This is a genomic window from Pseudochelatococcus sp. B33 (assembly GCF_053570585.1).
Genome location: NZ_JBSEFH010000040.1, coordinates 17974 through 31884 on the forward strand (window position 1 = coordinate 17974; position 13911 = coordinate 31884).

The window sequence follows — 13911 nt, forward strand, 5'->3', positions numbered from 1 at the left end:
GCCGTCGTCAGTCGAGCCGTTCATACACCTAATCCCCTTTGCCGCCCGAACTCCCACGATACGCTGTTGCCGCGGGCGATGCCGCCGACCGTCTGGCCGAGGTGCTTTTCCAGCACCGGGCGCCAGGGTACCAGACTGAAGCCCATGCCGTCGTCGAGCATGGCGAAGCGGCCGCTGGCGAGCATGATGGAACGGCGATAGACGCCGCCAACGCGCTCGCCATCTTGTACGGCGCGATGCTGCAAGCCGGTCTCGTCCGCGATCCTTTTCGCCGCCGTTTCGATCTCGCGGTTGCGCAGCGTGGCGAGCAGGTTGCGGGCGAAGAAGACACGTTGGCCGCGCCGCTCGGCAAGACCCTGATCGACAAGGTGGTCCTCGCGGTCGCGCATGGCGTCGCGCACCTCGGCGCCGAAGCCGGTCTGGGCAAGTCCGGACAGATCGCTGAACCGCTGGCGGTCGAGCCAGGTCGCGCCGGTGGCGCGGGCCTGCCGGTCGATCGGCAGGTGCGAACGCAGCTCGACATCGATGCCGCCGAGACGTCTTCCGTCATGGGCTTTGCCGCGCTCGGCGAGATCGGCGGGCACCTGCCACACACCTTCCTCGATGCGCTCGACGGTGCCGGCGCGGCGCAAGGCTTCGAGCCGGCGGACATGGGCGGCGACGAAACTCTCCGGATCGTGCCCGGGCTTCGCCGCCCCGCGCTCGATCGCAAGGTGATGATCGGCGCGATAGATGCCGTCGACGGCCAGATCGGCGACGGTCCGGTCCGCCGCCCGCCCGGTGGCCGCGCGGGTCTCGACGATCCCGCCGATCGGCAGGGCCTCCAGGTCGGCGCCGGCGGCAAGCGGAACGTAGTGGGCGCGGCCGTCGATGCCGTCGACGATCAGGTAGCCGCGGTCGTCAAGCTCGTCGGCCAGCCCCTTGTTGACGATCCGGCCGACGATCGGCGCGGGCGACGATGCGCTGTCGAGCACGACGAGATCGCGCTTCATGCCGGACATGGCGCGCTGCATGGTGCGGATAATGTCGCCGCGTTCGCCCATGCCGCGCAAGGTCGCCTCCGTGTCGGCACGGAGCGTCCAGACGCAATGGCCGGTCTGCTCTGCAAGGCCCATCCCGGTGAGCCGCTGGAGCCGGCCGATCATCGCTGTTCTGCGGAACCGGGCCTGGGCATCGGCCGGCTCCGACAGGAGATCGACGGTGCCGTTTTCAGCTTCCCGCTGGACCATCCGGTCGAGGCCGGTCCAGCGTTCCTGTGCAACCTCGCGCAGCATGCCGTCGCGGATTTCCATCTCGGTGCGCGGGCCGAGCCATTCGGTTGCCAGTTCGCGGGCGCGGTTGCGCATGCCGTTGGCGATATAATCGCGGGCGATGACGAGATCCGATCCGTCCGGATGGCGGCCGCGCAGCACGATATGGGTGTGCGGGTTGTCGGTGTTCCAGTGATCGACCGCGACCCAATCGAGCCGCGTGCCGAGATCGGCCTCCATCCGGTTCATGAGATCGCGCGTATAGGCTTTCAGGTCCCCGATCTCGCCGGCGTCCTCGAGCGAGACGATGCAGCGGAACTGATGCCGGTCGCCGCGGCCGCGCTGCTCGAAGGCTGCGATGTCGGCTTCGTCGGTTCCGGGGCCGTAGGCATGGGCCTTGCTGCCATCCTTAGTCACGCCGTCGCGCTCGATATAGCGCAGATGGGTGATGGTCGAGCGCGCGCCGGCCTTTTCCAGATTGACCAGGCGGGTCTTGATGACGACGCGGCGGGCCGTGCCGCGCAGCGACTGGCCGGCGAGCTTCGCCGCGACATGGCCTCGGCCGAACCGGGCGCCGGATCGCGAGGGCTGACGCTGGAGTGTCGCCGTGCCGGTCGGCCCCGCCTTCGACGCGGCCTTGAGCACGCGGCTGGTGAACTTCGGCGCTCTTGCGCGACCGCGCGATCGGGGCGGCGCAACCCTCGGCCGGAAGCGGTCGTCGTCATGTTCCGCCATGACGGCGCTCCATCCAGGCCCGGACAAGCCGATGCGATGAAGCACGCAAATGAAGCCGCCACAGCAACGGCTTGGCCGCTGCAACGGCACGCGGTTCCACCCGCCGCGTGCCGCTCCGACCGACGTGCAGACAAACCATCCCGGACGGCCGCGTGCCGTCCGCTTTTATCTTGCCCAGCGCCTTCGGCGCTCCATGCGGGTGCTTCAACGTTGCCATGCACTCAATCCGTCTGCACGTTGGGACTGTCGTCGTCCGCCGGTCTCGCTTGTCTGTCGCGGCGTTTGTCGGTGGCGAACAGGCTCTGCGCGGGTGATGCGGAAACGTCCGATCGCGTCGCCATGTTGATCGCGAAGAGCGACGCCTGTGGCGCTTGGGTCCGGTGGCTGGCGGTGCCGGCAAAGAGGCCCGGAGATGTGTCGCCGGGGATGATCGGCGCCAGCCTGTCGAGATAGGCGCGCGTCTCATCCGGCAGCGGCACGCCGAGCAGCCGGTGTTCTTCATAGCGTGCCGGCCCGGCATTGTAGGCTGCGAGAAAACCGGGCGATCCGTAGCGGTCGTGCAACTCGGCGAGATAGGCCGTGCCGGCAAGAATGTTGGTGCGCGGATCGATCGGGTTGTCGCCGAGATCGTAGCGAAGACGCAGCTCGCGCCAGGTCGACGGTATGATCTGCATCAGCCCCATCGCGCCTTTCGGCGATACTGCCAGCGGATCGTCTGCACTTTCCTCATGTCGGACGGCGCGTATCCAGTTCTCGGGAATGCCGAACCGCTGCGAGGCTTCGGTGACGAAAGCCGCATACGGATCGGCGACGGCCAGGCGCTCGGCGGGGGTGCCGTCAGGCCGCGGCGGTGCCGATCCGGCATGACATGGAGCGCCTGAAAGCGCGACCAGCATGCCGGCAAAACCGATCCGTGCTATGCACAAGAACGATGGATGCAGCGATGTCTGAAGGCTTTTCCATCCGCGGGCCGTCAGCCTGCCATCGTGCTCGCTGCGGTCAAGGGCAAGGCGATGCCGGCCGCGGGGCGGCCGCCCCTGACCTGCGCTGTGCGCAACGGCCGTCTGGCAGGCGATCGGGTCGGAGGGATGGTCCACAATCCGATCGATCGGAGGGATGAGGAACGATCCTGACAGGAGCATGGCGTTATCCTCTCTCGTCGCGCTTCGACGGCCGGGTCCAGATCAGGTTCCAGACCGTGGCATCGGCCTCCGACTGGAACAGGGCGGCGCGGATCGACTGCGTGAAAGTCGGGTCGTCGATGACGACGGAGAGGTAGTCGCCGGCCTTTTCGCCGCTGTGATCCCAGGCGGCACCGACTTCGATGTCGTCGGCAGTGTAGAGGCGATGGTCGGGGGCGTTCTCGACGGCGGCGTTTTCGGCCGGACGGATGGTCAGCTCGATGTCGAGCGCGACCGTGCGGACGCGGCCGCTGAAGCCGGTCTTGGTCTTCGTGAAGGTACCGATCTGGGGCATGCTGTCCTCCTGCGGATGCGGAAACCGGACCGTCACGGCCCGGCGGAAATCGGCCGGGCGGGTGTTTTCGCCGGAGCCGGATCGATGCCGTCGGCGGTCCAGACGGGAACCGCGCGGCCGATGATGGTGGTGACGGAGAGCGGGCCGACGTAGCGACCGTCGAATGAATCGGCGGCGTCCCAATTCATGAGGAAGGCTTCGTCATCGCGGAGCGTGCTGCAGCCCCGCCAGACCGGCAGCGGCCGGCCGTTCGTGTCTCGCACGCGGGCCTGTCCGTAGCGTGCGCCGTAGGCGAAGATATCGTTGCCGTGGCGGCAGACGGTCCGGCCGCCGAGGGCGAGCACGCGCTTCAGCAGCGGCAGTCCGCGCGGCAGATAGCCGCGTGCGTCGAGGAAGGTTGCCAGCGCGTCCGGCGGCATGACGATGGCGATATCCGTGACCGCGATTCCGGCCGCCGGCGTGATGCGATAGAGGCCGACCGGAAGGCTGGCGGACGCATTCCAGATGAAGCGGGGCGCATGTCCCGACCAGACCGGCACGGCGACCAGCAGAACGCCGCCGGTCATGATCGCAAGGGTGAGGTCGCGCGCCGTCATGACAGCAACTCGCGGCGGCGCAGCCAGGCGCGATGCTGCGCGGCCGAATAGGGGTGCGGCAGGTCGCGAACCCGGAGCTTGTTGTGGACGTGCCGCCAGTAGTCCGGCGCGGCGTCGGCCGGGTCGACGCCGAGCGCCTCTACGGCGTCGATCGCCTGCAAGGCGCGTTCGACGTTGTGCCAGCCGGCAGCGAACAGGAGCGTTTCTGCGCCGGGGTCGACATAAGGCCACGCCCAACATGTCTTGCCCGGCGCGACGGCGCGCATGATGGCGATGTGGGAAATCACGGTGCCGAATGGCCCGCCCTCCCATCGCAGCAGGGTAAAAATGCTGTCCGGTGCGAACAAGGAACGGCTGCGGCGGTGGTCGAGCCGGTGCATGCGCACCGGCCGAGCGAAGCGCAGCCGGACGTTGATGCGGTCGGGTACGAAGACGGTGGTGACGCTGGTGTAGCGGCGCGGGCTCATGTATCGGCTCCGTCGTCGGGAAAATGCGCTTCGAGAAGATCGCGGATCATCTCAGTGACGGTGACGTCCTGCCTGTAGGCCTCAACCTTGATGCGGCCGCGCAGCGCCGGCGTCACGTCGATGGTCAGGCGTGCGGTGTAGATGTCGGCTTTCGACGAGACGCCGTTCGGTGCGGACGCGGTGAGCTTGACCGCGCCGTTGCCCTGCTGCACCCAGGCATCGGCTGCGGGTGCGACGGGCTTCGCGCCGAAAGCGATGCGCTTACTGCTCATGGTGCGCCTCGCATGATTTCGCGGGCGAAAGCGGCGATCTCCTGCGCCGCTTTTCCGCCCGGCTCCAGCTCGCGCACGAGCCGGCCGGTGGCGACGCTTTCGGCGAAGACGATGCGTTGGCATATGTCGGCGGCCAGAGCCGGCATGTCGTCGGGCAAGGCCGCACGCAAGTCGCGGCCGATGATGGTGCCGACGATGCGGCGATTGACGATAAAACCGGCACGAAGCTGCGGCTTGAACAGCTTCGCCTCCGCGATCAGCGACACGATCTCGGCGCTCGCCCAGACATCATAGGGTGACGGCTGCACCGGGATCAGCACCAGGTCGGCGGCAAGGATCGCGGAGCGGGCGAGAGCGGTGACGCGCGGCGGCCCGTCGATGACGACATGATCGACACTACGCGCCAGGTCGGGGACTTCGGTATGCAGGGTCTCGCGCGGCAGGCCGATCACGCCGAACAGGCGCGGCAGGACACTTTCCGCGCGGCGCTGCGACCAGTCGAGCGCCGAACCCTGCGGATCAGCGTCGACGACGGCGACGCGGGTATCGTGCGCAGCCAGTTCACCGGCGAGATGGGTGGCGAGCGTCGTTTTGCCGACGCCTCCCTTTTGATTGAGGATGGCGACGATCATGACGCGCCTCCGGGGTGGATGAGGCAGCGCATCCCGCGTATCGGTTGCCCCTGTCGGCCTGCCGGCAGATTGGGCCAATCTGCATTCGCACGGAGTTGCTTGATATGGTATTTCGTAGTATATAATGATATATATTTGCTATAAATTTCAACGATGAGAATTATTTTTCCAATATTACCCTCAGTATAAAAAATAATGTTAGATTCTACGTTAGATAAGTTAAGGGCGGAAATTCGCGATAAGCGCCATATAGTTGATGCATGCTTTTGCCTTTGATGGCACGATAGTCGTGCCTTCGATAGCACGAGGCTGAATGCCTTTGATAGCACGAGACGATTCACAGCCTTTACACAGCCTCCTGTGGATAAGGGATCGGCAATGATGCGGCCGAACCGAAGACGAGCAATTCGCGGCCGTCGTTGCGCCGGTCGATGCTCAACCGATAGCCCGGCAGGGGCTGCCGGCGCACGATGTCGCGAAGGTCGCAGGCAAAGTTGGAGAAGCGCGAAAGGCTTCCGGATTTGGTGTAGAGGTGCCGGAAATCGAAGCTCCAGCCGCCGGACTGCCGGCCGCCATGCTTGCGCACCAGCCGGTAGAGCCACCGTTCAATGCCGCCGGTGAGGTCGAAATAGTCCCGGTCGATGGTCAGGATCAGGGCGTTGTCGAGTACACCTTCGTAGAACCAGTCCGGCAGGATCAGCTCGACGCCGTTGGGCCGGCCCTTCGGGTCAAGCCTTTCCTTCCATTCGTTGATCCAGGAAAAGCGATGCCGGCGCCGCTCCGAGGGTTGGCGAATGGTCGTCGCCACGCTGGTCGCCTGGAGGCGGTCGAGCGCTGCCTTGAGGCGCTGGTAATCGCGAATGGAGGTGCCACGGCCGATAAAGGTCAGAATCTCATAGGGGGTCGTTGCCATCAGACGCGACGTGCGCAGGCCGAGGTCGCGGGCCTCGACGATCTGCGAGGCGGCCCAGATGAGGATGTCGGCATCCCAGATGGTGGCGAGGCCAAATTCGGCCGGGGCCTCGACATGGATGCGGATGTCGCCGGCCTCGAAGCGTATCGGCTGGATGCGCCTCGATTTCGCAAGCGAGAAGAAGGGATAGGCCATGAGATCCCGCGCGTCGCGCGCCGCCATCTCGCCGGGTCGTGACCGGAACAGTTCGAGCTGATCGCGCTCCACTACGAGTCTGCGCGTGGCCATGCGATGCTCCGACCGGCTCAACGGGCTTGTGCGTAGCGAGGATCGGAAGTGGTGTCGCAGGCGCGTGCCTCGATCCAGCTTTCGAGGTCGTCGATCGCGTAGACGACGCGGGCGCCAAGTTTGCGGAATTTGGGTCCGCCGCCGATGACACGTTTCTTGTTCAGCGTGTGCGGCGAGAGCTTGAGATAGGCGGCTGCTTCCTCGTTGGTGAGGTAGCGGCTGGCCGGTGTCGATTCCGGTCGATCCATGAAACTGTCTCCGTCTCATGCTGGACGAGCGGGGCCGGGTCCAGCGGTTCGGGGGCAGTTTGGGAAAAACCTATCCTGCTGCGTATGGAGAATTTCTGTCGGCGGATTTTCTCCCTGCCGGAAGGGCGGCGGGCATGAGAGAATTGCCTGTCCGGCGTGCAGTCGCGCCCCAGAGCAGCCGGCGATAGCCGCCATTCATCAGCGTGCGGCCACGCCTGATGAGATATCGGACTTTGGCACGCAGCTCGCTGTCGCCGTGCCATTTGTCCTTCACGATACTCTCGCCGAAAAGCACAAAGGCGATGTCGCGTTCGCTGGCGCCGGCGAGATGTCCGTCGAGGGCTTGTATGGACTGCATGGTGATGATCGGCTCGCCGGAACAGCGCCCGTGAACGAAGCCTCTCTGTTTGCTCGCAATTGCAGTAAGCATCTCTGTTGCCTCGCGCAGACGTGCCTTGGCCCGTTCGTCGGGAGCGGTGGCGAAAGTGAAGGGCTCGGCGGCGGAGAGCGCGGTGGCGATCAGGACATGCCATGAGCGGCCGCATTGGCTAAGTTTCAGCGCGAGCCGGCAACCGTCGTGTCCGAGGGCTTTGCAGCCGGGGAAGCACCACGGATCGAAGGCCGGCGAGGCGGTATCCGGGTCTTCGTCCGGAACGGCCGTCAGCGTGATGTCGGGGTCCGGTTGCCAGAAAGGCAGTGCATTGCGCGCGTCGTGTTCCGGATTCTCAAGGAAATCGCAACCCCCATCGTCGGGCCTGTATCGCCGACGACGAATGCCGGCGCGGGCCGAAGCGGCTCCAGTCGTTGCGATAGTCCGGATTGCGCCGCAGATGTTCCCAAGCGATGGCCGGACGGTCGAGGAAGAGAATGTAGAGATAGGCTGCGTTCGCCATCCAGTCTTGTGCGTTGGACATGGTTCCTCCGTGCAGGGCTGGCTCCCGTCTCGGGATGTATAGAAACACTTTGCCGCGACCGGAATGAAGCTTGAGCGTAAATGAAGGCCAAATAAGGTTGGCGGTATCTTTTGATGGTTCGGAGAGAAGATAGAAATATTCTACGAAATATTTTGCAGAATTGGTGTGTGATCACGCGAGCCGGGCGCAGCCAGGCGAGCGGCGCCCACGCCGCTTGATCCGGCATTGCGGATTTGCGGAAAAATCCGAATACGGAAAGCCGCGCGGCCGTGTTTCCGGCCGCGCGAACTCCATGTTTACACTGCCTTTTCCAGCAAGGTCTTTGCCTTCCCCTCCAGGTCAAGCCGCGTGTCCTGATGCGCCTTGCTGCGGGCATGGGCTGTCATGCCGGCGACGAAATCGAAGATGCTCTCCGGCGGGCGGCCTTCCTCCTGCAATACGGTTTCGATGATCTTGCCGGTCTCGGCCTTGGAAAACCCGCGCTTGCGCAGGAAGCTTTCCCGGTCCTCGTCGGTGCGGGCGACGATCCTTTCCCGCGCCGCCTTGATTCCGGCGACAAAGCGGGCGGGTGAGGAATTGGCGAAGCTGGTCAAGGCCGGCGCGGCCTCATGGGCGAAGCGCTGCGCCGCAAACTTGCTGTGCCGGATGCTGATTTCCTCGAAGCCTTCCACGCCCCAAAGGTTTCTGTTCATGCAAACGGCACGGAGGTAGAAAGAGGCGATGCCGAGGGTCTTCGATCCAACCTCGCTGTTCCAGCAGTAAAAGCCGCGAAAATACAGGTCCGGCTCTCCGTTCGGTAAACGTCCGGCCTCGATGGGGTGCGTGTCGTCCACCAGGAACAGGAACACATCTCGATCCGAGGCGTAAAGCGTGGTGGTGTCCTTCGTGATGTCCACGAAAGGATTGTGCGTCATCGTTCCCCAGTCCAGCACGCCCGGCACCTTCCAGATGGTGTCACCCGTTCCGTTCCCTGCGATCCTCATCACGGCGGCGACAAGCTCATGATCCCAGATGCGGCCATAGTCCGGGCCGGTCACGGCGCGAAGCTCGATGCGGCCATCGTCCGTTTCCAGCGTCTTCACCAATTCGGCGCGATGCGACAGCAAGCCATGCTGCAGGTTGATGCCTGCCAGCGGCGCAGGAAGCTGGCGCATATAGGTCGCGGGCGCTCCCACAAGGCTGCACAACTGCCCGAAGCTCCAATGCGTCGGGGCGATGGGTTCATCCTGTCCCGGCACGACAAGGGCAAGCCGCTCCGCATTGTCGCGGCTCGCTTCCACGCGCACGGCGCGGCTGTCCACGGTGCGGGCCGTGGCGCAATCCGCACGGGCCTTCACGGCGTCATGGAGTTCTGTGAGCGACAGATAGCGCTCATCATCCGGGCGCGAAAACCATTCCGACGACACGCGGCCGATCTGCTCGCCGCGCGAGATGCCCACGCGAAAGTCGCTGCTGGCAGCCTGCCGGTTCTGACTGTTGCTGACAAAGTTCATGGTCGTTGCTCCTGTTCCCGTTCAATGCCGAAGGCATGTCCCCCGACATGCCTTCCGGGGGCGCGAGAGCGCGCGGGGATGGGAGGGGCAAGTGCCGACGAGCATGGCCGGGTTGCCAGGGTGAGCGGAACGACGTGACGATGACCGGCAGGATGACGGTCTTCGGCCGTTCTGCGAGCCGGCGGCCCGGCCATCGCGCAGACGGCACTTGAGGGGAGAAAGGGGCAAGGCCCCTTGGCTTCCCCCTTGATCGGCAAGGCTTCAGCCGCGACCGATCGGACCATAGAGGAGCGCAGCTCTCCGCATTCCATGATGGCGGTGGCGGGCATGAGCATGGCAAAGCCCCGCTTGCGCGGGACTCGGCCGGTGGCCGGTCCTAGTCGGCGACGCGACGGCGCGACCAGATGAGCGCCAGACCTTCGCCTTCGGCTTCGACCAGGCTCGCATAGATCGGCGCCGGGAAGGACGGATCGTCGAGCTTGACGGAGAGGTAGTCGTTGCCCTTGTCGGACCGCTTCTTCCATGCCGCCCCGAACTCGGTGGTGCCGGCGAAGATGCGGAAGTCAGGCCCCTTTTCGTTGTCGCCCTCGGCCGGGACGAACTTCACCGACTTGACGTTGAGGCTGAGGGTCTTGACGGCGCCAGAGAAGCCGTTCCCGGTGCGGGTGAAAGTGCCGATCGTAGCCATCTCGTTGTTTCCTTCTGCTGATCGGGCCGCGCCCACCGCGGCCTCGATGGTGGTCGACGGACCGGGGACGATCGGCCCGCACCCGTAGGGCCGGAACGAAGTGGAGGGCGGCCGGCGGCAGCTTTTTTGTCTCGCGGTGCAAAGCCGAAGGCGGCGGAAAAAAGTTGTCGGCGGATGTTGCGGGTTCAAGATCGAGGCGGCGCATGTGCCGCCGGTCTTCGGTCAGACCAATCCATTCGAGGACGCCGTGGGGGCGGTTTGCAACAGACACGGGGAACGACGGCATGGCGGCAACGCTCGGCACTTTCACCCACACCGGGAACGGCATTGCCGCCGTCTCGGAGACGATCCCCCAGCTTCTGCGTCGGGGCAGTAACATCTCATCCCGGCCGAGTGCGACAACGAAAAGGGGCCGGCTGCCTTTACCGCACTATGCCCCTCGCGCTGATCGGGCGGCACGGACGAAGCGGTCCGACAAGGGCAACGACTACCTCTCCGTCAAGCTCGACGATCCGTCCTTCCCGACGCCGATCTATGCGAGCCTGGTCGAAGCCGAAGGCAACGCCATGACACTATCCTGTCGGATGCCCGCCGCCGACCGGGATCGGCCATCGCGAGGCTCCGCCCCTTCGGGGCGACAGGCGAAATGCCCGCCGCCGCCCTCCTTGCGTCAGGGATCGTCACGCGACGGCGCGAAGACCCGCAGGGGCTTCGGGAGCCGCCGGAGGCGGCGAGTAGAGCCCGACCCGAAGGGAGACGTTCTGGCAACATTCCGGTGTCGCCAATGCGTCATCGCCATGACGTTTGATTATGGCGGATTGGATGTTGCTTTCTGGTTCCGGGAAATCTCCGCCACGTCACGGAGGACTTCATGGGGATCGAATCCGATCACCTCGGCCAGTTCGAGAAACTCGACGACATCGATCCGGCGTCCGCCGGATTCAATCGCCGCGACGACGGACTGGTATCGGGCCAGAGCTTCAGCAAGATCGGCCTGGCTCATGCCCGCTTCCCGGCGCTTGTCGACGATGATCTGAACGAGGCGCACATGCCGCGGCGATCGAAGGGTTTTCTGCATATGCGCTGCCGGCCATTGACGAAACCAGCAGATCAATTAAACCGGAATACAGGAAACCAGAAAATCTGGTTGATTTTGGCACGGTGACGACCTGTATGAATTCTCGACTCATGGCTGACCGTCATCCGGTACTCGGCCGGCTCTATCGGGTCTGGCTCGCGCGCGGGAACGGCGCAGCCATACCGCTGGGCGCTAACATCGCAGGATATCTGGCCGATTTGGATGACGTGGTCGCGGTGATCCGGCGCCCGGCCGAATCGGATGTAACTCCGAGGATCGAGCACAGCGGCTGGACTGTCGACCGTCTTTTCGGGATCGCGCTGACCGGCGAGTCTGTAGGCCGGCTTACGCCTTCACGCGATCATGCAGAGAAGGAAGCGGCATTCGTGTTCGCGTCGGGCCGCACGTTGATGATGGAAGACCAGGTAGAGCTTCCAGGCGGACCGGCGCGCGTTGCCCGACTCTATCTACCGATTGCGGATGCTACCGGAGAGGTGGTGGCAATCATAGTGGGCGTCGCCAGGGTTGCCTGAACCTCGCACTTATCCTTCGTCACCGTCGGCTCATCGGCAACGTTTGCCAGGCTTCTCGATTAGTGACCGTTTTGCACCCTCATCGCGGGCATTGGCAGACGGCCGACATTCGGACATTCTGCATTGCGAGGCGATGGCCGCTTCGATGATGGGGCTAAAAAGGTGCCAAAATATTATAGGTTAATAACCGAGAGTACGGCCCTTGAGCGACGATCAGGAACGAGCGCAGTCGTTCCCGCAGGCTTCAGGGACCTGAGTGCTTCCATAGTCGCGGGGTGCACATTCCTGCAGAGTCTTCTCCAGCAGATAATCTACGTCACCCACGGAGCCGAACTGCTTGCGGCGAAGCGCACACTGAAGGAATTTCCAAATCCCAAGGACAGAATAAATTTCCTATGTTCTTTTCCATACAGCGAAGCTGACCCGATCGTTTCATCCGTATTTGAATACGCCCGCCTTCTGTTTCGGGACCTATACGAACTCAGGAACATCCTATCGCACGAAGTGTGGGCGTCGAGCGACGTTTACGGCGATGCCGTCATCTTCTCCGGCTTGGACGAAGAAGCCAAGCTGTTGATGGTCTCTGGCCGGATTTGGCACGCGGAGGAGGCGACTTCGCAAGAGGTTTTCGATGCCACGCTTCGATTTATTCGGAGCGTGAAAATCGTAACCAATGCTGACCTCCACACTGCGATGAGCGATGCCAATTTGTGCTCATGGATTCTCATGCACATCGGCAATGTCCTCAATGAGCAGGACGCCACGAGGAAAGAGGAAGCGCGCCGGCTTTTCCTTCAATACAATGGAACGTCGCACCTCTTCAAAGACGCTCTGCCGACCACAGGAACCGTAATTTTCAAGGCCTCTAGGAGTAAAAACATTCAGGGCTGAACCGAGGACGTCAAGCAGCTGACATTCCCGCTCGGTCGGGAAGGGGACGTGCGCCGGATCCCGAGCTGCCAGTGACTGCCCACCCGAATCGGACGATCTCGGTGCCGACCCGGGCGACGCTGAAAACTGAAAGTCGTTGGAATGACGTGGAGGTCGCAGCTGCGTGCGGGCAGAGTTCTGAAATATATCCGGCTATAAAGCTGGCGGGACACCCTTCCATTGTGATCCTATGGCACTTGCCTCCGAGCGAAGCGATCGGCTATTGGCATAATTTGAGCGGTGGGAGGTGGTAGCTGCCGTTCGCACGGGCTAAATTCCTTCCGCAGCTTTCGACCATTGTCAGACATCCGCTCACCAGCCCGCGAGCTTCCTCTGCTGACCCGTATCATACACTGGGAAGGTCGACCCCGGACAAGCAGTTCACGCAGCTGGCCGGCCGGCATGAGTTCTCGCCGCTGCACCGTCTCATCCGGTGTTGATCATTGACTTTTTGCGTAAATTACGTAAATTGCGCGAAACAACAGGAGGCGTTCATGCCACAGGCCCGAGCCGTTCCGGCGAGCGATTTTTCGCGGAATTTCGGAAAGTATCAAGACGAGGCGATCAAGGCCGGCGTCATCAACATCACCAGCCACGGCCGTGTCGTCGGGGCCTATCTCTCGGCCGCGGAGCTGGAGCACTTCGAGCGTCTCAAGCGTCGGGAGCGTGAGGTTCTGAAGATCGGCGAGCTCGATGACGAAACGCTCGCAGCGATCGAGGCTGCCGAGTATGGCGCTGGGCCCAGGTGAGTATCCCGACACCAAAGCCCGGCCTCGTCATTCGTTACAGCTTTCTCTGGAGCTCGGAGCACGATCAGGGTGCTGTTGAAGGGGTGAAGGATCGCCCTTGTGCGATTGTCGTCGCCATCCCTCAGGGGGACGACAGACAGATCCGCACCATTGTCGCACCGATCACCCATAGTCCGCCGGACGATCCGGACACATCGCTCGAGATCCCGGCCGCAGTGTGCCGGGACCTTGGGCTGGATGGCGCGCGGCACTGGATCCGCTTCGACGAGCTGAACCGCTTTACATGGCCGGGCTACGATCTACGACCACGGCCGGATGGATCCTACCACTACGGGCTGCTGCCGCGCGGCCTGTTCGAAGAGCTCCGCAATGGAATTGTCGAAGCGCAGAAAGCTCGGCGTGGGCGCGTCGTGCCACGAGACGAATGACCAGGCAGAAGGGAAGACTAACCAATTAAATCAAATTGTTAAATTCCATAAGATACCTAATGTGATTCGTCGTATGGCAGAGTGGGCGCTATCCTGATCACGAACATCTCTCCGCCGGCATAGAGAGACCGAACGCTACCTCTTCAGCCCGAGCCATTTGGCGGCCGGGATGGGGTGGAAAGCGGCCACAGCGATATTCCGCAGCAAGCGTCAGCTCAGCG

Annotated in this window: 18 protein-coding genes and 2 pseudogenes; 5 read left to right on the forward strand and 15 right to left on the reverse strand. The window is 63.6% G+C overall.

The annotated features are described in order from the left end of the window. Positions 1-20: 20 nt before the first annotated feature. The 14 genes and pseudogenes from ACUSIJ_RS27790 to ACUSIJ_RS27855 form a co-directional block, all read right to left on the reverse strand. Positions 21-1985 (reverse strand): DUF3363 domain-containing protein, encoded by a 1965-nt coding sequence (locus ACUSIJ_RS27790; protein ID WP_449311668.1) that lies wholly within the window; start codon positions 1983-1985, stop codon positions 21-23. Positions 1986-2206: 221 nt separating this feature from the next. Then, positions 2207-3127 carry a lytic transglycosylase domain-containing protein gene (locus tag ACUSIJ_RS27795; protein WP_449311669.1) on the reverse strand — a complete coding sequence of 307 codons (921 nt, stop codon included), beginning with the start codon at positions 3125-3127 and terminating at the stop codon, positions 2207-2209. Positions 3128-3131: 4 nt separating this feature from the next. Beyond that, positions 3132-3461 (reverse strand): DUF736 domain-containing protein, encoded by a 330-nt coding sequence (locus ACUSIJ_RS27800; protein ID WP_449311670.1) that lies wholly within the window; start codon positions 3459-3461, stop codon positions 3132-3134. 32 nt (positions 3462-3493) lie between these two features. Beyond that, entirely contained in the window at positions 3494-4057 is a 564-nt protein-coding gene (locus tag ACUSIJ_RS27805) for a S26 family signal peptidase (RefSeq protein ID WP_449311671.1), read from the reverse strand. Continuing rightward, positions 4054-4524, reverse strand: a complete 471-nt coding sequence (locus ACUSIJ_RS27810) for a DUF2840 domain-containing protein (protein ID WP_449311672.1) — start codon at positions 4522-4524, stop codon at positions 4054-4056. Before ACUSIJ_RS27810 ends, ACUSIJ_RS27805 begins: the two co-directional genes overlap by 4 nt. Then, on the reverse strand, positions 4521-4796 hold the full coding sequence (locus ACUSIJ_RS27815; RefSeq protein WP_449311673.1) for a hypothetical protein: 276 nt from the start codon (positions 4794-4796) through the stop codon (positions 4521-4523). Before ACUSIJ_RS27815 ends, ACUSIJ_RS27810 begins: the two co-directional genes overlap by 4 nt. After that, positions 4793-5428: a ParA family partition ATPase gene (gene parA / locus ACUSIJ_RS27820; protein ID WP_449311674.1), complete on the reverse strand. Its 636-nt coding sequence runs from the start codon at positions 5426-5428 to the stop codon at positions 4793-4795. Before parA ends, ACUSIJ_RS27815 begins: the two co-directional genes overlap by 4 nt. Positions 5429-5774: 346 nt before the next feature. Then, positions 5775-6629 (reverse strand): replication initiator protein A, encoded by an 855-nt coding sequence (locus ACUSIJ_RS27825; protein ID WP_449311675.1) that lies wholly within the window; start codon positions 6627-6629, stop codon positions 5775-5777. 17 nt (positions 6630-6646) lie between these two features. Beyond that, positions 6647-6877: a helix-turn-helix transcriptional regulator gene (locus ACUSIJ_RS27830; protein ID WP_449311676.1), complete on the reverse strand. Its 231-nt coding sequence runs from the start codon at positions 6875-6877 to the stop codon at positions 6647-6649. Positions 6878-6947: 70 nt separating this feature from the next. Further along, positions 6948-7307, reverse strand: coding sequence for a DUF2285 domain-containing protein (locus ACUSIJ_RS27835; protein ID WP_449311677.1), 360 nt, complete (start codon positions 7305-7307; stop codon positions 6948-6950). 117 nt (positions 7308-7424) lie between these two features. Then, a pseudogene (locus ACUSIJ_RS27840) lies at positions 7425-7688 on the reverse strand (DUF7011 domain-containing protein); the annotation flags it as partial. Beyond that, positions 7603-7791, reverse strand: coding sequence for a transcriptional regulator domain-containing protein (locus ACUSIJ_RS27845; RefSeq protein ID WP_449311678.1), 189 nt, complete (start codon positions 7789-7791; stop codon positions 7603-7605). The pseudogene ACUSIJ_RS27840 and the gene ACUSIJ_RS27845, both read right to left, overlap by 86 nt. Positions 7792-8087: 296 nt before the next feature. Continuing rightward, positions 8088-9284 carry a DUF932 domain-containing protein gene (locus tag ACUSIJ_RS27850; protein ID WP_449311679.1) on the reverse strand — a complete coding sequence of 399 codons (1197 nt, stop codon included), beginning with the start codon at positions 9282-9284 and terminating at the stop codon, positions 8088-8090. A gap of 376 nt (positions 9285-9660) precedes the next feature. After that, positions 9661-9972, reverse strand: a complete 312-nt coding sequence (locus tag ACUSIJ_RS27855) for a DUF736 domain-containing protein (protein ID WP_449311680.1) — start codon at positions 9970-9972, stop codon at positions 9661-9663. A 452-nt stretch (positions 9973-10424) separates the two neighbouring features. Between ACUSIJ_RS27855 and ACUSIJ_RS27860 the strand changes: the two are divergent. Further along, positions 10425-10547 (forward strand): annotated as a pseudogene (locus ACUSIJ_RS27860) (DUF736 family protein); the annotation flags it as partial. A gap of 233 nt (positions 10548-10780) precedes the next feature. Here the strand turns inward: ACUSIJ_RS27860 and ACUSIJ_RS27865 are convergent. Further along, entirely contained in the window at positions 10781-11050 is a 270-nt protein-coding gene (locus tag ACUSIJ_RS27865) for a helix-turn-helix domain-containing protein (RefSeq protein WP_449311686.1), read from the reverse strand. 110 nt (positions 11051-11160) lie between these two features. Between ACUSIJ_RS27865 and ACUSIJ_RS27870 the strand changes: the two genes are divergently transcribed. The 4 genes from ACUSIJ_RS27870 (at position 11161) to ACUSIJ_RS27885 (ending at position 13690) form a co-directional block, all read left to right on the forward strand. Next, a complete protein-coding gene (locus tag ACUSIJ_RS27870) occupies positions 11161-11583 on the forward strand; it encodes a hypothetical protein (protein WP_449311681.1) in 423 nt (140 codons plus the stop codon). 123 nt (positions 11584-11706) lie between these two features. Then, positions 11707-12474, forward strand: coding sequence for a hypothetical protein (locus tag ACUSIJ_RS27875; protein WP_449311682.1), 768 nt, complete (start codon positions 11707-11709; stop codon positions 12472-12474). Between the two features lie 533 nt (positions 12475-13007). Continuing rightward, a complete protein-coding gene (locus ACUSIJ_RS27880; RefSeq protein WP_449311683.1) occupies positions 13008-13262 on the forward strand; it encodes a type II toxin-antitoxin system prevent-host-death family antitoxin in 255 nt (84 codons plus the stop codon). Beyond that, complete coding sequence (locus tag ACUSIJ_RS27885; RefSeq protein ID WP_449311684.1) at positions 13259-13690, forward strand: hypothetical protein; 432 nt, start codon at positions 13259-13261, stop codon at positions 13688-13690. Before ACUSIJ_RS27880 ends, ACUSIJ_RS27885 begins: the two co-directional genes overlap by 4 nt. Positions 13691-13911: the final 221 nt, after the last annotated feature.

Coding starts and splice junctions, on each gene's coding strand:
- ACUSIJ_RS27790 (WP_449311668.1), bottom strand. CDS start 1,985: ATGGCGGAACATGACGACGACCGCTTCCGGCCGAGGGTTGCGCCGCCC.
- ACUSIJ_RS27795 (WP_449311669.1), bottom strand. CDS start 3,127: ATGCTCCTGTCAGGATCGTTCCTCATCCCTCCGATCGATCGGATTGTG.
- ACUSIJ_RS27800 (WP_449311670.1), bottom strand. CDS start 3,461: ATGCCCCAGATCGGTACCTTCACGAAGACCAAGACCGGCTTCAGCGGC.
- ACUSIJ_RS27805 (WP_449311671.1), bottom strand. CDS start 4,057: ATGACGGCGCGCGACCTCACCCTTGCGATCATGACCGGCGGCGTTCTG.
- ACUSIJ_RS27810 (WP_449311672.1), bottom strand. CDS start 4,524: ATGAGCCCGCGCCGCTACACCAGCGTCACCACCGTCTTCGTACCCGAC.
- ACUSIJ_RS27815 (WP_449311673.1), bottom strand. CDS start 4,796: ATGAGCAGTAAGCGCATCGCTTTCGGCGCGAAGCCCGTCGCACCCGCA.
- parA (WP_449311674.1), bottom strand. CDS start 5,428: ATGATCGTCGCCATCCTCAATCAAAAGGGAGGCGTCGGCAAAACGACG.
- ACUSIJ_RS27825 (WP_449311675.1), bottom strand. CDS start 6,629: ATGGCCACGCGCAGACTCGTAGTGGAGCGCGATCAGCTCGAACTGTTC.
- ACUSIJ_RS27830 (WP_449311676.1), bottom strand. CDS start 6,877: ATGGATCGACCGGAATCGACACCGGCCAGCCGCTACCTCACCAACGAG.
- ACUSIJ_RS27835 (WP_449311677.1), bottom strand. CDS start 7,307: ATGCTTACTGCAATTGCGAGCAAACAGAGAGGCTTCGTTCACGGGCGC.
- ACUSIJ_RS27845 (WP_449311678.1), bottom strand. CDS start 7,791: ATGTCCAACGCACAAGACTGGATGGCGAACGCAGCCTATCTCTACATT.
- ACUSIJ_RS27850 (WP_449311679.1), bottom strand. CDS start 9,284: ATGAACTTTGTCAGCAACAGTCAGAACCGGCAGGCTGCCAGCAGCGAC.
- ACUSIJ_RS27855 (WP_449311680.1), bottom strand. CDS start 9,972: ATGGCTACGATCGGCACTTTCACCCGCACCGGGAACGGCTTCTCTGGC.
- ACUSIJ_RS27865 (WP_449311686.1), bottom strand. CDS start 11,050: ATGCAGAAAACCCTTCGATCGCCGCGGCATGTGCGCCTCGTTCAGATC.
- ACUSIJ_RS27870 (WP_449311681.1), top strand. CDS start 11,161: ATGGCTGACCGTCATCCGGTACTCGGCCGGCTCTATCGGGTCTGGCTC.
- ACUSIJ_RS27880 (WP_449311683.1), top strand. CDS start 13,008: ATGCCACAGGCCCGAGCCGTTCCGGCGAGCGATTTTTCGCGGAATTTC.